This window comes from uncultured Sneathiella sp., assembly GCF_963976355.1.
Lineage (GTDB): Bacteria > Pseudomonadota > Alphaproteobacteria > Sneathiellales > Sneathiellaceae > Sneathiella.
This window is the reverse complement of sequence record NZ_CAXBKA010000002.1, coordinates 357,225-374,857: the sequence shown is the minus strand read 5'-3', so window position 1 is coordinate 374,857 and position 17,633 is coordinate 357,225. Positions and strand designations below refer to the sequence as shown.

The 17,633-nt window shown below is 60.3% G+C and carries 17 protein-coding genes; 6 read left to right on the top strand and 11 right to left on the bottom strand.

The annotated features are described in order from the left end of the window. Position 1: 1 nt before the first annotated feature. The 5 genes from AAC599_RS05505 to AAC599_RS05485 all read right to left on the bottom strand — a co-directional run bounded on the left by AAC599_RS05505 (position 2) and on the right by AAC599_RS05485 (position 5,771). Complete coding sequence (locus AAC599_RS05505; RefSeq protein ID WP_340149403.1) at positions 2-1,240, bottom strand: FAD-binding protein; 1,239 nt, start codon at positions 1,238-1,240, stop codon at positions 2-4. Positions 1,241-1,246: 6 nt separating this feature from the next. Next, entirely contained in the window at positions 1,247-2,737 is a 1,491-nt protein-coding gene (locus tag AAC599_RS05500; protein WP_340149402.1) for an FAD-linked oxidase C-terminal domain-containing protein, read from the bottom strand. 136 nt (positions 2,738-2,873) lie between these two features. Further along, positions 2,874-2,999 carry a type B 50S ribosomal protein L36 gene (ykgO, locus tag AAC599_RS05495; protein WP_161316603.1) on the bottom strand — a complete coding sequence of 42 codons (126 nt, stop codon included), beginning with the start codon at positions 2,997-2,999 and terminating at the stop codon, positions 2,874-2,876. Positions 3,000-3,122: 123 nt separating this feature from the next. After that, entirely contained in the window at positions 3,123-4,067 is a 945-nt protein-coding gene (locus AAC599_RS05490) for a methyltransferase domain-containing protein (RefSeq protein WP_340149401.1), read from the bottom strand. Between the two features lie 123 nt (positions 4,068-4,190). Further along, a complete protein-coding gene (locus AAC599_RS05485) occupies positions 4,191-5,771 on the bottom strand; it encodes a class I adenylate-forming enzyme family protein (protein ID WP_340149400.1) in 1,581 nt (526 codons plus the stop codon). Between the two features lie 178 nt (positions 5,772-5,949). Between AAC599_RS05485 and AAC599_RS05480 the strand changes: the two genes are divergently transcribed. Continuing rightward, the gene (locus AAC599_RS05480; protein ID WP_340149399.1) at positions 5,950-6,357 is read left to right on the top strand and encodes an HIT domain-containing protein; all 408 of its coding nucleotides are present in this window, start codon (positions 5,950-5,952) and stop codon (positions 6,355-6,357) included. Here AAC599_RS05480 and AAC599_RS05475 read toward each other — a convergent pair. Further along, positions 6,352-6,936 (bottom strand): hypothetical protein, encoded by a 585-nt coding sequence (locus AAC599_RS05475; protein ID WP_340149398.1) that lies wholly within the window; start codon positions 6,934-6,936, stop codon positions 6,352-6,354. The genes AAC599_RS05480 and AAC599_RS05475 overlap by 6 nt on opposite strands. Next, positions 6,929-9,358, bottom strand: coding sequence for a 2Fe-2S iron-sulfur cluster-binding protein (locus AAC599_RS05470; protein ID WP_340149397.1), 2,430 nt, complete (start codon positions 9,356-9,358; stop codon positions 6,929-6,931). The genes AAC599_RS05475 and AAC599_RS05470 overlap by 8 nt, the downstream gene beginning before the upstream one ends. Before the next feature lie 165 nt (positions 9,359-9,523). On the opposite strand from AAC599_RS05470, the gene AAC599_RS05465 reads away from it, so the two are divergent. Next, positions 9,524-10,258, top strand: a complete 735-nt coding sequence (locus tag AAC599_RS05465) for an SDR family oxidoreductase (RefSeq protein ID WP_340149396.1) — start codon at positions 9,524-9,526, stop codon at positions 10,256-10,258. A gap of 17 nt (positions 10,259-10,275) precedes the next feature. On the opposite strand, the gene AAC599_RS05460 is transcribed toward AAC599_RS05465, so the two are convergent. Then, positions 10,276-11,340 (bottom strand): DUF2332 family protein, encoded by a 1,065-nt coding sequence (locus AAC599_RS05460; protein WP_340149395.1) that lies wholly within the window; start codon positions 11,338-11,340, stop codon positions 10,276-10,278. After that, positions 11,340-12,542 carry an MFS transporter gene (locus AAC599_RS05455; RefSeq protein WP_340149394.1) on the bottom strand — a complete coding sequence of 401 codons (1,203 nt, stop codon included), beginning with the start codon at positions 12,540-12,542 and terminating at the stop codon, positions 11,340-11,342. Before AAC599_RS05455 ends, AAC599_RS05460 begins: the two co-directional genes overlap by 1 nt. Positions 12,543-13,312: 770 nt before the next feature. Between AAC599_RS05455 and AAC599_RS05450 the strand changes: the two genes are divergently transcribed. Next, the gene (locus AAC599_RS05450; protein WP_340149393.1) at positions 13,313-13,879 is read left to right on the top strand and encodes a hypothetical protein; all 567 of its coding nucleotides are present in this window, start codon (positions 13,313-13,315) and stop codon (positions 13,877-13,879) included. On the opposite strand, the gene AAC599_RS05445 is transcribed toward AAC599_RS05450, so the two are convergent. Continuing rightward, entirely contained in the window at positions 13,777-14,571 is a 795-nt protein-coding gene (locus tag AAC599_RS05445; protein WP_340149392.1) for an N-acyl homoserine lactonase family protein, read from the bottom strand. The genes AAC599_RS05450 and AAC599_RS05445 overlap by 103 nt on opposite strands. Before the next feature lie 193 nt (positions 14,572-14,764). On the opposite strand from AAC599_RS05445, the gene AAC599_RS05440 reads away from it, so the two are divergent. The 3 genes from AAC599_RS05440 (at position 14,765) to AAC599_RS05430 (ending at position 16,672) form a co-directional block, all read left to right on the top strand. Next, on the top strand, positions 14,765-15,709 hold the full coding sequence (locus AAC599_RS05440) for a cyclase family protein (protein WP_340149391.1): 945 nt from the start codon (positions 14,765-14,767) through the stop codon (positions 15,707-15,709). A 131-nt stretch (positions 15,710-15,840) separates the two neighbouring features. After that, entirely contained in the window at positions 15,841-16,149 is a 309-nt protein-coding gene (locus tag AAC599_RS05435; RefSeq protein ID WP_340149390.1) for a metalloregulator ArsR/SmtB family transcription factor, read from the top strand. Between the two features lies 1 nt (position 16,150). Continuing rightward, positions 16,151-16,672, top strand: coding sequence for an SRPBCC domain-containing protein (locus AAC599_RS05430; RefSeq protein ID WP_340149389.1), 522 nt, complete (start codon positions 16,151-16,153; stop codon positions 16,670-16,672). 3 nt (positions 16,673-16,675) lie between these two features. Here the strand turns inward: AAC599_RS05430 and AAC599_RS05425 are convergent, their stop codons facing one another. Beyond that, entirely contained in the window at positions 16,676-17,590 is a 915-nt protein-coding gene (locus AAC599_RS05425) for a 2-dehydropantoate 2-reductase (RefSeq protein ID WP_340149388.1), read from the bottom strand. Between the last annotated feature and the right edge of the window lie 43 nt (positions 17,591-17,633).

Here is a 17,633-nt window from a genome sequence, read left to right as displayed (position 1 = left end):
ATCAAGCTGTTGCCTTCATGTCTTCATCCGCATACATACGCCCGGGATTGAGGATATTCTCAGGGTCGAACCCGTCCTTGATGCGGGCATTGATCTTGCGGATAGCGTCTGGCTGCGGCTGGAACGGCGCGATCTTCGCCCGGAGTGCCTCGGGCCCGCGGATCAGCGTCGCATGCCCTGCGCCACCCAGCGCGCCGCGCACACCCCCCTCGCCACCGTCGGCACTCTTCTCCGGCATTTCGATCCAGAGAAGGCTGCCGCCCCAGTCAAGGAAATAGCGCATCTCCGGCGCTTTCTCCTGAAGCGCGGTGATCACTGTCGTCGCATTGGCGGGCGGGAGGGAGAGTTTCCAGATCACCCCCGTGGTTCCGACAAAGGGTGAAACATTGCTGACAAACTCCCAGAAAGTCTCGGAATTCTGACCGTGAAGTTCTTCCGATGTGCCCTCGCCCGCCAGCATCTCCCGCACGGCGTTGCAGCGGAACTCGGCGGAGGGGCCCGGCCCCTCGATCCTGAGCGCCAGTACCGATTTTTCCGGATCGCGGATATAGCCAAGCGGCGAGAGGAGCGCGATATCGGCCGGCAGATACGCCGCGGCGGCAATATCATGCACGGAAGACAAACCGCTATTCATGATCGGCTGCGCCTGTTCCAGCGGCACGTCATAGAGAAGGACTGTGCGGGTTTTCTCCGGCCGTGGCAAGACCTTGAAGGTGAGCGTGGTGGCAATCGCAAGCGTGCCGTAACTGCCTGCGACCAGCTTGCAGAGATCATAGCCGGTGACATTCTTCATCACCCGGCTGCCGGTCCGGAAGGCCTGCGCCCGGCCGGTGAAGCCCGTAACGCCGAGAAGATGATCGCGGGCGCTGCCCGCCTTGATACGCGCCGGGCCGGAGAGATTGCAGGAAAACAGGCCGCCGAGCGTCCCCTCGCCTGCGCCGGTGCCGAGCAGCGGGCCGTAATCGGGCGGATCGAAGGCGAGGCGCTGCGCGCTCTGGCGCAAAACCGACTGCACCTCGCTCACCTTCGTGCCCGCTCTTGCCTGCATCACCAGCTCCGCCGGCTCATACATCTCGACGCCCGTGAGGCCGGAAAGATCGAGCGCATGCTCCGTCATAGCGGAGCGGCCGATCCCGGCCTTGCTGCCTGCGCCCTGAACGGTCAGGCCGTGCTTGCCCGCAAGCGCCCAGTCGAGCATGTCCTTGATCTGCTGTTCTTCTGTTATCTTTGTGATTTGCATATCGGCCTAGAATCTCGGGATATCCGGGAACGGCAATTCGCCGTTATGGACATGCATCTTGCCAAGCTCGGCGCAGCGGTGCAGCACCGGGAAGACCTTCCCAGGGTTGAGCCGCCCGTCCGGATCGAACGCGCATTTGAGCCGCTGCTGCTGCTTCAAGTCGTCTTCGGAGAACATCTCGCCCATGAGATCGCGTTTCTCGATGCCGACGCCATGCTCCCCGGTGAGCACGCCGCCCACCTCGACGCAGAGTTTCAGGATATCGGCGCCGAACGCCTCGCATTTCTCAAGCTCGCCGGGGTTATTCGCATCGAACATGATGAGCGGATGCAGATTGCCATCCCCTGCATGGAAGACATTGGCGACCCGGAGGCCATAGTGCTTGGAGAGTTCATTCATGCGGGCCAGCACCAGCGGCAGTTTCCCCCGCGGGATCGTTCCGTCCATGCACATATAGTCCGGCGACAGCCGCCCGATCGCCGGGAAGGCCGCCTTGCGTCCGGCCCAGAAGGTCATGCGTTCGGCTTCGCTCTCGCTGGTCCGGCTGACCGTGGCGCCGCAGTCCTTCGCGATTCTGTCGATCTGTTCCTGATAATGGGCGATCTCTACTTCCGGCCCGTCCAGCTCAACAATCAGCAACGCCTCGACATCCAGCGGATAGCCCGCGTGGCAGAATTCCTCCGCCGCCTGAATGGCGTAGCGGTCCATCATTTCCATGCCCGCCGGGATGATGCCCGCACCGATGATCTTGCCGACGCAATCCCCCGCCTGCTCGCTGGAGGGAAACCCGATAAGCTGCGCCGAGATATGCTCAGGGCTGCGGAGGATGCGCACCGTCACCTCGGTGATAACGCCGAGAAGCCCTTCCGAGCCGGTCATGACACCGAGAAGGTCATAGCCTTCCGCATCGAGATGCTTGCCCCCGAGGCGGATAATCTCCCCGTCCATGGTCACCATCTCGATCCCGAGGACATTATGGGTGGTGAGGCCGTATTTCAGGCAATGCACGCCGCCGGAATTCTCGGCCACATTACCACCGATGGAGCAGGCGATCTGGCTGGAAGGGTCCGGCGCGTAATAGAAGCCGTCCGCCTTCACCGCGTCGGTGATGGCGAGATTGGTGACGCCGGGCTGGGCGACGACGCAGCGGTTGTCATAGTCGACTTCAAGAATTTTGTTGAATTTGCCAAGGCCGAGAAGTACGCCATCGGCGAGCGGCAAGGCTCCGCCCGAGAGCGAGGTGCCCGCCCCGCGCGGCACCACATTGACCCCTTCGGCCTTGCAGTATTTGAGGATTTCGGCAATTTCGGAGACAGTGGAGGGCAGCACCGCGATCATCGGCAGCTGGCGATAGGCGCTGAGGCCATCGCATTCGAAGGCGCGGAGATCGTTCTTGTCGTCGATCACGCCTTCCGGATCGGAAATGATGCGCCGGAGACCCGCCACCAGCGTGTCGCGCTTGGCGAGCACATCGGCATTCGGCTTCGGCATTAACATCGCGGCTCCCCTTCAGGTTTGTTCCCTGCTCCCCTGACATAGGGCGGAAAGCCGTCTTTTGGCAAACAAAAAAACCGTCAATGCCGGAGCATTACGGTTTTTTCCACATTACAGAACCAGTGGCGCCAGCGGCAGATCAGCCCTGACGCGCCTTGAAACGGCGGTTGGTTTTGTTGATAACATATACGCGTCCTTTGCGGCGCACCACGCGACAATCGCGATGACGCTTCTTCGCGGACTTGAGCGAGTTCAAGACTTTCATTGTCCAGATCCTAACAACTTGGTGAATTCGAAGGCCGGAACATACTGGCCCCGTCCCGCCCTGTCAATCCAGAAAAGGGCCCTTTTTCGGAAGAAATTGGCGCCGGTTACAAAGCACCAGCAATCATTTGATTTCCGCGCCCTTGCGCGCATAAATGCGGAAAACCCTGAGATAGCCCGCGTCGATCATCTTGATCCGCCGCATCCAGAGTTCCCCTTCCTTCAGGATCCACTCATGCAGATGGCCACTCTTCTCGCCATTGCTGGTGCGGGTCGCATAATCGGCGAAGGCCCGGAGCACATTCGACTTATACTCAAGCGTGACATTCTCGGCGATACTCACCTCGAACCCGGCGTCGGTCAGCAGCTTGCGGGTTTTCTGTACATCGATGAGATGCGGCGTCAGCGGTTCCGCCGCCATCCAGTCCTTGACGCCCGCCGTCTCCTCGCCTGCATCTTCCAGCATATAATCGGACATCATGAACTGCCCGTTGGGTTTCAGCATGTTGTAGATGGCTGCAAAGCACTGCGCCTTGTTCTTCACCGGAAACAGCGCCTCGGACGCATAGACCACATCGGCGGAGCGCGGCTTGGGGCCGAAATTCTCGAAATCGCAATGGAAGAAATTGATCTTGCGGTTGAGCCCGGCCATTGTCGTCATCTCGATGGCGGCGTCCTGCAGGATCTGGTCCTGGTCATAGCCGGTGACATAGGCGTCATATTCGTTTGAGACCCAATGGGCAAAACCGCCGAGGCCCGCGCCGAGTTCGGCCACGCTCAGCTTTCTGTTAATGCCAAGCGGCTTGGTCAGCTTCATTTTCGTATCATCGGGAATGCAGCGGGTTATCCCTTCCCCGAACAGGGTCACGACCGAGCGTTGACGGCTGATACTCCAGCCCTTGACCGTCGGCGGTCCGTCCTCGGCAACCGCCGCCCGCTCCGCCTCTTCCGTTGCGGGTTCTACGGTGCTGTCCTGCGCCTCAATCTCATAGCCGTTCCACCATGCTTTCAGCCTGCTTTTGAAAGTCGGTTTTCCTCCCGTTTCGGGATCATCCATTCCGGCGTTCATACAATATCCAGGGTTCCTTACGCAGTTAAGAGGCCTATAATAAAACCTAAGACTGAATTATCATAGTTGATATTTTTTTAATAGAAAAAGCTTTGCGCGGAACCGGTACCCGGATATGGCGGATCAGGACGGGGCGTCCTTCCAGTAGGACTCCCGTAATTCGCGTTTCATGATCTTGCCGATGGTGCTGCGCGGGAGTTCATCGCGGAATTCGACGCCGCTGATCCGCTGGGTTTTGCCAAGGCGATCATTGACCCATTTTGTCAATCCGACCTCGGTGATGCCCGCGCCGGGCTTCACCACCACAAGCGCAAGCGGGGTTTCGCCCCATTCCTCGCTGGGCACGCCGATCACCGCAACATCGGCCACCTCCGGATGGTTTGAGAGTTCTGCCTCGATATCCGCGGCATAGATATTGAACCCGCCGGAAATGATCATGTCCTTCTTGCGATCCAGGAGATAGAGGAAGCCATCCTCGTCGAGGCGTCCCATATCGCCGCTCTTGAAGAAGACCTCGCCTTCGGGGGAGCGCCAGATGATCGCCTCGGTCAGGTCCGGGCGGCCGTTATAGCCGGTCATCATCGCGCCGGAGCGGCCGACGATCTCGCCGATTTCCCCCTGCGGCAGTTCCTCCCCGGCGTCATTGATGATGCGCAGATCGACGCCGAGGCCCGCCTGCCCGACGGAGGCCAGCTTGTCCGGGAAATCGTGACAGGCGAGGATGGTGCCGAGCCCGCCCTCGGTCAGGCCATAATTTTCGAACATCTTGCCGGGCCAGCGGTCGAGGATGTCCCGCTTCACCCCCTCGCGCAGCGGCGCACTGGTGGAGAGCTTCACCTCATAGGCGCTGAGGTCGTATTTATCGAAATCCGGATGGGCGAGAATGCGCTGATACTGCACCGGTACCAGCATCGCATGGGTGACTTTCTCCTGCTCGGAGAGTTCAAGGAAGCGGACCACGTCGAACTTCGGCATCAGCACGATCCGCCCGCCGATCGCCAGCGTCGGCAGCATCAGCACCAGCGTCGTGTTCGAATAGAGTGCCGTCGAGACGATGGTGACCGCCTTGTCATGCAGGCCGAGCTTCACGAACCGCTCGATATGGTTGCTGCGCATTCTCTGGCTCTGCTCGATGCCCTTGGGAACGCCGGTCGTGCCCGATGAATAGATCAGGTTGAAACCGTCCTCGGGCTGGACATCGACATAGAGCGGATCGGCGGAGGCGTCCCTGATCAGATCCTCATAGGCCGTCCAGCCGTCGCCCTCGAAATCGAAGGCGACATAGCCATCCGCCAGGACCCCGTCGATCTTGCCGCGGAACGGCTCGATCAGGTCGCGCGTCGATTGGGACGCAAACACAAGGCGCGAGCCGCTGTCGCGGATCATGACTTCCAGCTGTTCCGACGACGCCATGCCCGAGAGCGGCACGATGCAGAGACCGGCCTGCAGCGCGCCCAGGAATACCTCCAGATACTCGACGCTGCTGCGCGCCAGCACCGCGACCATATCCCCGCGCCCGAGCCCGCGTGCGTGCAGCATGTTGGCGACCTTGTTGGTGCGCGGCAGAAACTCGGCCCAGGTCCGGACCTCGCCTTCGCATTTGATCACCTCCAGCGACGGGTTGGCGGCGGCCACCTCGCGAATGCGCGCTGCATAATGAAGGAAGTTCCCGCTGCGGCCGGGGGCCGGGATCGTCTGGCTCATGGTCTCTCCGATGCTTGTCTTTTGGCCGCCAAAGCGCGCCATGGATGGTTTTGCCGCAATTTAACGACAGAGCGCCACCAAGGCAAAGCGAAAGATTGCGAAAACCGCTGGTCTTTTCGCGTAAAGCCCCTACCCTGAGCGCAGACCGCCCGATGGGCGATAACAGGAAAGAAAGACAATGTTCGACCTTGATCCCCGGCTTGCCAGTGATACGTTTGATGTCTGCGCGCTGCCGCTCTCGCGCGTGTTGCTGATGAACGACGCGCGCTATCCCTGGATCATCCTCGTGCCCGCCCGGCCCGGCCTTGTCGAGCTGCATGATCTGACGGACGATGACTATGCGGTCCTGAGCGGCGAAATACGGAATGCCAGCGCCCGGATGGCGACGCTTTTCAGGGCACACAAGATGAATGTCGCCGCGCTCGGCAATATGGTGCCGCAGCTCCATGTCCATGTGATCGCCCGCCAGCCCGAGGATGCCGCCTGGCCCGCGCCGGTCTGGGGCAAGGGCGACGCGGTGCCCTATGAGGCCGCTCAGGCAGAAGAACGCCTTCGTCAGATCCGCGACGCGCTTGACGGGTTATAACACCTGATAGCCGAACTGCGCCGCCCGCCGGGTCAGCCAGCGCCAGAGTTCCACTGCCTGGCTGCGCGGAATGAGCAGATCGAAATGACCGCCATCGCGCCGGAGCAGCAGAAGACCGATCCCGCCGATATCCGCCCTTGCCACATGATGGACAGGAAAGGTCCGGTCCCGGAGGTCCAGCCGGATGCCCCGGCGCAGCAGGTTGACAGCCTTTGGTCCGCCGAGGCGCAGGCAGCAATAGCCATGGCCGAGCGAGACCACGCTGCCTTCCTCCGGTGCGATGGCGGCGGCGAGAATGTCCGCCGGGCCCGCCTCCCCGAGATAACCGAGATGCCCGGCCTTGAGGCTGAACAGCCGACCACCGGGAAGCGGTGAGGATTGTTCCGGTGCGGGCAGAGACTGGATCGCCAGCAGTTCCGCGAGCTTGGAGCGCAGGCTCGCCGCTTCGCTCTCCCACAGCGTGATATCGAGATAGGAAAATTCCCTTATTTCCTCGATTGTTACGCCGGGATGTTCAGACGGCTTGCCAAACCGTCCATGGATGCGCTGGCCCTTGAGGGCGGAGTTGCGTTCAAGCATCGGCGCGCTCCTTTTGAAGGTCCAGATGCCGTGGCGGCCCGACCTTCACATCGATAACGGGTTTGCCGCCCTCGCCGACCGCGCGGATCAGGGTGCCCGTCCGCGCCCGTCCCTCCGTCAGCAGGGCGAGCGCGATATCATGGCCAAGCGTCGGGCTGTGGCAGGCGGAGGTGACCGTCCCGATGCCGGGCCCGCCGGGCGGAGTGCCGTCGCCCTCATAGAGCGTCATGCCAGCGTTGAGGCGCGCGATATCCTTACCCTCTTCCGCGCCGGAAACCGGTTTCAGGCCAACGAGTTGCTTCTCTTTCTTGTGATCCGGGCTTGAGGTACTGCCGATGCCTAGCCCCGCCGCCGTCGCCCCGGCGATCATCTCCGCCGGGCCGATATGCCCGGCCTCGATCCTTAGGATATTTCGCGCCCGCGTGCCCACCGGGATCAGGCCCCGGGATTTCCCCTTTTCCCGCAGCAGGTTCCAGAGAATGTCCGTATAGCCCGCCGGGGTCATGATTTCATATCCCGCCCCGCCGGAGAGGGAGAGCCGCGCGAGGCGGAGAGGGAGCTCGTCCTGCTCGAAGGTGACAAAGCCCATGGCCGGAAGCGAGCTTTCCTGCGCCAGTGCCGGGAAACTCCCGGCCAGGATCGCCGGGGCGGCAGGCCCTTCCAGCGCGACGGCACCCCAGCCGTCGGTGATATCGGTGACGGCAATCCTCTCCTCCTCCGATGCGCCTTCTTGAAGTCGCGAGAGCACGACGGCCTGCGATGGTGCTGCCGTGGTGAGGCAATAGTGATGCGGCGCCAGCCGCCAGCCGAGAACACCCGCGAGCGCCTGCCCCTCCTCCCGGCTGAGGATCCCGTGACGGAGCCTGCCCACAGGCAGTTCCGCCCAGCCCTCCCCGAACAGGCGGGCAAGGAACGCAGCGGCATCGGGGCCCTGCACATCGATCTTGCCGAGAAGGCTGATATCGCCAAGACCGGCACCCGAGCGCACGGCAAGGGCCTCACGCTCTGCGGCGGCGCCCTCCTCCTCATCCGCTGCGGGAAAGGCGGTCGCGAGGTGCCAGTCGCCTTGTGTTCGGAAAACCGCTCCGGCGCGTTCCTGCGCGCTTTTGATCGATCCGATGCGGAGCGCGGGCAGTTTTTCCGCCGGAACAATCACCTCGCCATCGAGCGGATGCGGCCGCCCCAGCAGGCTGTAGGCCGGGCTGTCCGGCGACCAGAGGGTTTCCTTCTCAGGGTCAGCGAAGCATTTGCCGCGCCCCTTGGCGGGCACCGGCGGCTGTTCCTCGATGATCGTGGCGGACTGGATCAGGGCGTCGCAATCAAGATGGATATCCCGCTGCAGCGGATCATCGCCGGTCTTGCGCAGGATAAGACGGCTGAGGTAATGCCTCCCGCGCGCCGCGACGATGCAATGGCCGGGATAAAGCGGGATACCGGCGGAGCGCGCAAGCTGGTGACAGCGGGCCGGCACCATCGGGCGCGGATCGACAATCGCCGTGATCGGCACCCCCGCCTCGATCAGCGAAGGCACGAGGGCGTAGATAATCTCGTCATTGCCATAAAGCACGATCCGCTCCCCCGGCTGCACGGCGTAGCGCCGCACCAGCGAGAGCGCCGTTTTGAGATCAAAAATACCGGGTAAATCATTATTCTGAAAGACGAACCCAATTTCCTCCTGTCCCGTCGCCAGCTCCGTCTTTGCCGTCCGGATATAGCGGAGACGGCGGACGGGCAGCGCCGGATCGATCTCCGGCAGATGGTCCTGCACCCGCTCTTCCAGCAGCACGGAGGCCCTGCCGTCCTCGGCAATCGCCGTCGTGCGCGGGTAAAGGCGGACATTCGGCTGCGCCTTCAGATGCGTGATCATCTGCGCGCGCCAATCGGCGGCCTCAAGCCCGGAATAGCTTCCCGCCTCATATAACAGGCGGCCGCCGGGCTCGAAATCCCGCTCGATCAGCATGACATCCGCCCTGCTTTCCGCCGCCAGAACGGCGCGGCGCAGACCTTTCGGACCGCTGCCAATAATCAGGACATCCGTATGGTCATGAACATGCTCGACCTCGCCGGGGTCCGCGACCGCCGTTTTGATCCAGGGAAAAATCGAGACGGCGCGCCGCGCCACCAGCCCGTCATACAGCTCCTGCTCGTTCGCCCGCACGGACGTGACCTTGCCATCCCGCTCGATCAGGACGGTCGCATCGAGGCCGCGCGGACGGCGGTACACCGCGCTCCGCCCGAGGGTCAGATGGCCATTCGCCAGCAATGCGGAGGCCAGCGTATCCCCGGCATAGCCATGCAGTAGCTCCCCATTAAAGCGAAACGCAAGGGGGCGCTCCCGGTCGATCATACCGCCGCCGATCCGCTGTCCGGCGGCCCGGCGGCCGGTAATATGTCGCAATGTAAACGGCCAGATACGCGCCATCCGTACTCCCCCTTGTCACTCCTTTACTAGCAGAAGGGACAGGCTTATTTCTACACAGGATTATGTTTCTTTTTTGTCCCCCCATGCCAAATGACGCCGATTGACTTTGGCCGTCCGCGGTCCTAGCCTTTTTGATGCGCAGAATTGTTGGAAAAGGATAACAGAATGAGCAAACAATCCTGTCTTGTCATCGGTGCGGGAGATGCCACCGGCGGCGCCATCGCCAGACGCTTTGCAAAAGAAGGCTTCGAGACCTGCATCGTCCGGCGGGAGCGGCATATCGACGATCTCAACGCCCTTGCCGGGGACATCAGAAAGAACGGCGGCAGTGCCCATGCCTTCGGTGTCGATGCCCGCGATGAAGACCAGATGGTCGATCTGTTCGCGAAGATCGAAAAAGATATCGCCCCGCTCGGCGTTGTCGTCTTCAATATCGGCGGCAATGTCAATTTCCCGATTACCGAGATGACGAGCCGGGTCTATCGCAAGGTCTGGGAGATGAGCTGTTTCGCCGGTTTCCTCACCGGACGGGAGGCGGCGAAGGTGATGTTGCCGCGCGGGAACGGCACAATCCTCTTTACCGGAGCGACGGCGTCATTGCGCGGCGGGGCCGGTTTTTCCGCCTTTGCCGGGGCCAAGCACGGCCTTCGCGCCCTCGCCCAGAGCATGGCGCGGGAACTCGGCCCGCAAGGCATCCATGTTGCCCATGTGATTATCGACGGCGCGATCGATACCGCCTTTATCAAGGAACGATTCCCCGAGCGCTATGCCCTCAAGGGACAGGACGGCATCCTGCAGCCCGACGATATCGCCGAGAATTACTGGCATCTGCATATCCAGAACCGGAGCGCCTGGACCCATGAGATGGACTTAAGGCCCTGGATCGAAAAAATGGCCTAAGGAGCTGACTTAAAATCCTATTCAGGCCAGCCGTGCCAGTCGACCCAGCGACCATGGAAATCGGCACGGCCAACCAGATGTTCCTTCCCCGACGGCCAGAGGATGAGGGTGAGGCCGGTGCCGGGTGTCTTGCCGTCAATCTCCATCCGGGCCCAGGCGAGCGGTGCGTCTTGAGTTGCGCGGGCTCCGGCGGCGCGGATAATCTCCTCCCCTTTTGCGCGGGCGCTTTCCGGAATATATTGCCAGGCGATGGTGCTGTAGATGACATGGGCGGCGCCGTTAATCGGCTCGGCCGTGCGGCGGGCCAGCCAGTCGATGGCATCGGCCTTCTCCACCCGGACATCGCTTGCCGCGGCGATATCGAGCGCGGCACGGGTCCGGCTCAGCCGGTCGGCCTGGTCCGCCCAGATAAAGGAGAGCATGCGGTCGCGATCGGCGGGATTGCCAGGATCGATCGGCAAGAGATCGCAGCCCGCCCGTCCTGCAATCGAAAGCGGCACATCCGGCGCCGCCCGTCCCGGCCATTTCGGCGCGAGATGCACCTTTGAGCTTTCCGGCCCCCGGCTCAGCCCGCCAAGATCGACATGATAGTGATCCGGATGCAGGTTGAGACCGGCGCTCGCCCCGACTTCCGAGAGGACCAGCGGCAGGCCGGTCTGGCGCGTCACTTCGAGAAACATCGGCAGGGTGGCGCCGACACGGCGCACCTCGTTCGTCTGCGGCGGGCCCGTCAGGCGATCCAGGATAAAGGCCTCATGCTCTTTGAGCGCCGCAGCGACGGCACCCCAAAGATCCTCATCGGAAATATCCGCGTGATGCGGTGGATAAAGCGCGGCCAGTGCCTCGCTTTTCCCGGCCATGACCAGCGCATGCAGCGCGCCGCAGAGCCGAAGCGGCACGGAATCGCCGAGCGCGGAAGCATCCCCCTGCCATCCCAGAATGGCATCGGCCACGGCCCCGCCGGGATGCAGGCGCTGTCCCGCGAGGCGGCAAAGACGGGCGGTAAAGGGGGAGCCCAACTTCTCGCAGGCCTCATATTGCCGATGGAACGCAGCGCGCACCGGGTCTGATTTTCCTGTCATTATGCACCTCCTTGCGACGAATGGTTGCCGGTCCGCATCCCGAGGACGGACAGGCAGAAGATCAGGGCACAGCATGCCAGCACAGCCAGCGAGACCAGCGGCAACACATCATAGTCCCAGCGCACCGAGACAAAATTCGAAATCCACGAGCCGACGGAGATGCCAAGATACAGCGCCGCCGCATTCAGCGCCAGCAGCAGGCTGCGCCGCTCGGGATCGATATTGGCCATGCGTTGCTGCTGCGGGGAATGGAACATCATGCCGAAGGCCGCCAGCATGACAATGGCGACAAAGGCAAGCCACAGATCCTTGGGCCCGATGCCCCAGAGCAGCAGTAGCCCCGCGCCAAGCCCGAGCAGGCTCCCGAAGATCACCCTGTTGGGGCTGAAGCGATCGCTCATCCGTCCGGCGATCACATTGCCGAGGACGCCATTAAGCCCATAGACCAGCAGCACCACCGCGATCAGGTTTTCCGCGAGGCTGAATTTGTGGAACATGAAGGGCGCGATCAGCGCATAGGTGCAGAAAATCGCGGTCATCTGCAAAAAGGTGGTCAGCACCGCAAAGGAGGAACGGATGCGGGTCAGAGCTTCGAACATATGGGCGAAGGAGATCGGCGCGCCGACCTGCCGGTCCTTCACGAGATAGAGGATCGATCCCATCGAGCTCAAGGCCACCAGCGCCATCAAGAGGAACACCAGACGCCAGCTCATCAGCGTGCCGAGATAGGCGGAAATCGGCGTCCCGAGCACAGAAGCGAAGGTCAGCCCGGCAAAGACGATGCCCATGGCGCGGCCCTGCTGCTCCGGCGGGACCATACCGGCGCCAATGGCCGAGCACATCGGGCTGATCGCCGCCGCGCTCAGTCCCATCAAACCGCGCGAGATGAACAGCATCTCGTAGCTGGTCGACGCCGCGCCGAGGATCAGTGCAAGCGCCAGCAGCCCCAGCCCCGTACAGAGGATTTTGATGCGGGCGAAGCCGCTGAAAAACACCTGGGTGAGCGGCGCGGCAATGGCAAAGGCGAGCGCAAACACCGTCACCAGAAAGGCGATGTCGGCGGGCGGCACCTCAAGGCCGTCCGATATCTGCCATGTCAGCGCAATGACCGACAGGCTGGACGTCCCTACCATGAAATAGGCGGAGCTGAGCGAGACAAGCGCCCAGCGCGGAAAGGGTTGTTTTATTATTGTTTTTTCCATTTGCAGGGACTTTAGCAAAAGTCCCCCCACCGACCTAGCGCGAATTGCACCCGAAATAGCAGGCAATCCCCGGAAACTATTTTTCACGCCAATCAATGTCGGCCGTCATCATGTTCTCTCAGAATTCAGTTTTACATTTTTCCGATTAAAGGATGATTTTTATGCTTGATAGAATTATTAGCAATATTCTTAAAGAAATTACAGAAAAGGAGGACTATGTATTATATCCCGAATTTTCAGAATTTCGGATAAGCCTGTCGGCTGAGGCTGCAGATTACTTCGTTAATACAATTTTTACGCAAGATCAGGCCCAGCGAATAAACGAAGGGCTGAACACCGCATATAAAAATTACTGTACTACATTTGGCGACAAGAAACGCAGCAATGCTGAACAGGAAGAGATAAAAACCGCTTTCATCAATGAAATTTCACGTCAGTGCATTATCAGGATTAACAAATATGTTGATATGGATCATTTTAATTTTGGCATCACTCAAAATGCAAATGATGCAAATCTTGTGGGCAATATCAGTCAATATAAAACTTTGAACTGGCGAAAGAGTTTTAAATACGGGTGCAGCAGCAAGTCCCTGGCGCTTTTCGCTCTCCTTACTATCATTATTGTCCTTGCCCTCGTTTATCTGTCCAAGGATCTTCCTATTCTCGCTACCTTGATCATAATTTTCAGTATTATATGCTGCGGATGCGTTTGTGTTTCAGGCGTTGTGAGCTCGACTAATCGCTGGACCAGGGATATTCTGGAAAACCAAATGCGCCAGGTCCTGAAAGACAACATCTATGGACAGGGTTACTCGAACCTTAACGCACGGCTTCAGGCAGTCCCCGACGAAGAAGATGAACTGGACCTGACCGCATTGGCCCGGATCAGGGAGGTTGTCAACTTACCGGGCATTGCAAATTTCCTTATTACACTGGATCGGGAATTTTCACGGGACCTTGTGCTTCTGACAGCCACGTTTGTCTATCCGCCCGATTTGATGCCTATTTTCGCGGCTTCCGTTGGCGCCCAATATAATCCCCGGTCGGCTGGCCATGAGATTACCTTTTCATCCGATGACGACAAGCATGACCCGGAGGAAAAGCAGGAAGAGGCGCCAGAGACCGCTGGGAATACGGACGATCCGTCCTTGCCGGGCTTCAATACAGCCGGAATGCAGCTCGATATCATCGAGTCCGACAGCGATACGGACGCGAAGCAGAGCGGCGGCGTTTCCTACCCAGTCGGGTCGGCGTGCAGCTGGACGATATTCTCCGATCCGCCATCGATGACGGGATACCAGGCGCGGGTCAAAGGATCATGCCCTGGAATGATATGATCGTCGCTGTCGGCGAGCGCCCGGAGCGTATCGTAGCCCTTCAGCGTCGCCTCCATGTCGACAACAATAGGGAACGGCTTGCCGGTGCGATAATTCTCATAGAAATGGCTGCTGTCGGAGGCCAGCACCACCCATCCCCGCCGGGTCCGCACCCGGACGCATTGCTGGCCGCGCGTATGGCCGCCGATCAGATGCACCTCGACCCCCGGCGCGATCTCCCTCGATCCTTCACAGAAAACCACATTCCCCATATAAAGCGAACGCACCATCTCGATTACATGCTCCCCGGTGAAGGGATGCCGCAATACGCCATGGCACATGCAGGGGCCGGTGACATATTCCATCTCCGCCGGTTGTACATAGAGCTTTGAGCCGCGGAATTCATGGAGCGAGCCCGCATGATCGTAATGCATATGGGTCACGATCACCTTGTCGATGCTAGCGGGCGGCAGGCCGAAGTCCGTCAGCATGTCCGCCGGTGTCTGCATGATGGGCCGGTCGCGCAGCTTCCCCTCCTCCGCATCGAAGCCGGTATCGACGAGGATCGTCTCCGAGCCGTTCTTCAACACCCAGACATAGAAATCGATGGGATGCGGCGCATGGTGATCATCGGCGAACAGGAAGGATTCCCGCCGCGTGCGGTTTTCCTTCGCGGCATAGCGCAGTGCATAGATTTCCCAGGTATCGCTCATTTCCTCCCCCTCCGGCTTAGCCGTTTTTGATTATTATCCGTTGAGAATACGACCTTCGGGCGATGATGCAACAGGCGATTTCATCCACCCTGTCCTCCGCATGCAGGCGATGCACGAATTTGGCCGCTTGCGAATCCCGCAAAGTCTTCATATTATAAACTCCTTAACTATAAGAATATCTGGGAGGATACTCATGACAATCTGGAAAACCCTCACCGCGACCGCGGTGGGAATGACGTTTCTTGCGGGCACAGCGCTGGCGCAGGAATGCCAGCCCTCGAAATGGGGCGCGGATGATGAAATCGGCTCCGCCAACCTCGTGACACCGGAGCGCACACTGGAAGCGAGCAAACTGATCAAGCAGGGCAAGAGCGTTCCGCTCGGGATCGTGATCGATTCCACGACCCCCGCCTTCCCGCCGCGCGGCCTCAGCCTGCAGGTCGTGCAGCCGAACCAGCAGGGCGGCCAGAAGCTGTTTGCCTTCAACGGCAACTATAACGATGACCTGATGCAGCTCTGGCTCGGCATCGGCTCGCAGATCGACGGGCTCGGCCATCTCGGGGAGAATGGCCTCTACTACAACTGTCTGGACGAGAAGGAAATCTCGCAGATCACCGGCCTGACCAAGCTCGGCACCCATAACATCCCGCCGCTGGTCGGTCGTGGTGTGGTCATCGACATGACGAAGCATTTCGGTGTCGAGGCACTGGAGGCCGGACAGTATTTCACCGCCAAGGACATCCAGGACGCGTCAAAGGCACAGGGCGTTGAAATCCGCGAGGGCGACATCGTGCTGTTCTATACCGGCTGGACCGATGCCAAGCTGGAAAGCGATCCTATGGCCTGGGCGAGCGGCGAGCCCGGCACCTCGGAAGATGCGGCGGAATGGCTCGCCTCACAGAATGTGATGGCGGTCGGCGCGGACACCTGGGGCGTCGATGTGGTGCCACCGGAGAAGGAGGGCCGTCCCTTCTATGGCCATGTGGTTCTTCTGAAGAACCACGGGATCTATATCCTTGAGACCATGAATACCGGCCCGCTGGTAAGGGATGGGGTGACGGAGTTCATGTTCGTCCTCGGCCAGGCCCGCGTGCGCGGCACGGTGCAGATGATCATCAACCCGGTCGCGCTCTACTAGGCGAAACACGGCACCAGAGAAAGGGGACCGGGAAAGCCCGGCCCCTTTTTTTCATGCCTTCTCCCACTTGAAATGCGTCGCCATTAAATTTAATTATTGACTTAATTAAGTGAATAGTTAATATCCTGTGCATGGATAAATTTGCCGCCCTTTCTGACCCCAACCGTCGCCGCATTATCGAGATGATCTCGGCTCAAGGTGAACTCACGGCCGGGGAAATCAGCGAGAAGTTCACTGTCAGCGCCCCTGCCATCTCTCAGCATCTGAAGGTGCTGCGAGAGGCGGAGATTCTGAATATGGAAAAACGCGCCCAGCAGCGCATCTATTCCATCAATCCGGCGGGCGTGGACGAGATGTGGGAATGGCTCGGCAAAATGCGCAGTTTCTGGAACACACGTTTCGACGCTCTGGAACAATTTCTTAAAGACGGAGGAAAATAAGATGCAAAATGCACGATCTGACAATCTCAATACCTTTGAGTTTGTTATTTCCCGCAACTTCGATGCGTCGATTGAGCGGATGTGGCAGGCCTGGACCGATGTCGATCAGTTCAGCCAGTGGTTCGGCCCGAAAGGCTGCACCCTCTCCCACTGCACCGTCGATATGACTGTCGGCGGCGGCTATCACTGCTTGATTGCCTTCGAGGGGATGGAAGTGTGGGGCAAATGGACATTTCTGGAAATTGTCCCGCCGACAAAGCTCGTCTCCATCGTCTCCTTCTCCGACGAGACGGGCGAAGCGCTTGTCGAGCATCCGGGCATGCCGAACTGGCCACTCAAGATCCTGAGCACGATCACCTTCGAGGAGCAAGGCGAGAAAACCCGGATCACCGTCCGCTGGACCGCCTATGAAGCCACGGATATCGAAAGCGAAGCCTTCGAAAACGGTGCGTCCGATATGACTCAGGGCTGGACCGGTACCTTCGATACGCTGGAAGAGTTCCTGGCGAAAAATTCGGCGTAAAACCTAACTCCCCTGCCCTGCCGCCACGGCCAGATGGGTATAGGCGATTTTGAGGAGGGGGCAGTCGACATTTCCGGGCGCGCCCTTCGCAATCAGCGCGCCGAGGACATGTTCATGCTCGGTCTTGAGGCCGCCGGTGAGGTCGCGCATCATCGAGGCGGTGAAGATCGAGCCTTCCTTCGTCAGCATGGTGCTCTGTCCCGACTGGACCTTTTCGGCGATGGGATGGTCGTTGGCGGCGGCGATGGCGCAGGCCTCGCCATACATGCCGCGGGACATTTCCGCGCCATAGGGCGTCGCGACAATCTCGCCGATCGAGCCAAGGCAGAGCGTCGTCATGCCCGCAAGGGTCGCCAGCATCACCCATTTGTCCCAGAGCGCCTGCTCGATATCCGCAGCGTTGGTGAAATTGAAGTCGGCCTTCTCGCAATAGTCGGCGAAAGTGCGGGCGATCTCCGCATGGGCCGGGCTGCGCGCGCCCGAGATCAGCCCCGCCATGTCGCCCATGCGTTTCACCGCGCCGCTCTCGGTGATCGTCGCGGCAATCTGGGCAACGCCGCCCATCACCCGGTCCCGGCCAAATTTTTTGTCCAGCGTCTGGATATGATCGAAACCGTTGAGGAACGGCAGGAAGACGCCGCGCGCGCTCGCCTTTTCAAGGGACGCCAGCGAATCCGCAAGGTCATAGGCCTTCGGCGCGAGGATGATCAGGTCATATTCCGGGGTCAGCTGTTCGGCGTCAACGGTTCGCGGCTGGACCGTGCTGCTGCCCTCCGCCGTTTCGATGGTGAGGCCGTTCTCCTCGATCAACGCGCGGCGCTTCTCGCGCAGCAGGAAGGTGATGTCCGCCCCCGCCGCCATCAGTTTTGCGCCAAAATACCCGCCGACGCCGCCGGCCCCTACGATCAGAATTTTCATGGAACTCGCCTCACGTCTTCCGTCTGTAATTACGTTGATTTTT

Coding starts and splice junctions, on each gene's coding strand:
- AAC599_RS05440 (WP_340149391.1), top strand. CDS start 14,765: ATGACAATCTGGAAAACCCTCACCGCGACCGCGGTGGGAATGACGTTT.
- AAC599_RS05475 (WP_340149398.1), bottom strand. CDS start 6,936: ATGCTTGAACGCAACTCCGCCCTCAAGGGCCAGCGCATCCATGGACGG.
- AAC599_RS05470 (WP_340149397.1), bottom strand. CDS start 9,358: ATGGCGCGTATCTGGCCGTTTACATTGCGACATATTACCGGCCGCCGG.
- AAC599_RS05430 (WP_340149389.1), top strand. CDS start 16,151: ATGCAAAATGCACGATCTGACAATCTCAATACCTTTGAGTTTGTTATT.
- AAC599_RS05505 (WP_340149403.1), bottom strand. CDS start 1,240: ATGCAAATCACAAAGATAACAGAAGAACAGCAGATCAAGGACATGCTC.
- AAC599_RS05450 (WP_340149393.1), top strand. CDS start 13,313: ATGCGCCAGGTCCTGAAAGACAACATCTATGGACAGGGTTACTCGAAC.
- AAC599_RS05500 (WP_340149402.1), bottom strand. CDS start 2,737: ATGTTAATGCCGAAGCCGAATGCCGATGTGCTCGCCAAGCGCGACACG.
- AAC599_RS05445 (WP_340149392.1), bottom strand. CDS start 14,571: ATGAGCGATACCTGGGAAATCTATGCACTGCGCTATGCCGCGAAGGAA.
- AAC599_RS05465 (WP_340149396.1), top strand. CDS start 9,524: ATGAGCAAACAATCCTGTCTTGTCATCGGTGCGGGAGATGCCACCGGC.
- AAC599_RS05485 (WP_340149400.1), bottom strand. CDS start 5,771: ATGAGCCAGACGATCCCGGCCCCCGGCCGCAGCGGGAACTTCCTTCAT.
- AAC599_RS05455 (WP_340149394.1), bottom strand. CDS start 12,542: ATGGAAAAAACAATAATAAAACAACCCTTTCCGCGCTGGGCGCTTGTC.
- ykgO (WP_161316603.1), bottom strand. CDS start 2,999: ATGAAAGTCTTGAACTCGCTCAAGTCCGCGAAGAAGCGTCATCGCGAT.
- AAC599_RS05460 (WP_340149395.1), bottom strand. CDS start 11,340: ATGACAGGAAAATCAGACCCGGTGCGCGCTGCGTTCCATCGGCAATAT.
- AAC599_RS05480 (WP_340149399.1), top strand. CDS start 5,950: ATGTTCGACCTTGATCCCCGGCTTGCCAGTGATACGTTTGATGTCTGC.
- AAC599_RS05425 (WP_340149388.1), bottom strand. CDS start 17,590: ATGAAAATTCTGATCGTAGGGGCCGGCGGCGTCGGCGGGTATTTTGGC.
- AAC599_RS05435 (WP_340149390.1), top strand. CDS start 15,841: ATGGATAAATTTGCCGCCCTTTCTGACCCCAACCGTCGCCGCATTATC.
- AAC599_RS05490 (WP_340149401.1), bottom strand. CDS start 4,067: ATGAACGCCGGAATGGATGATCCCGAAACGGGAGGAAAACCGACTTTC.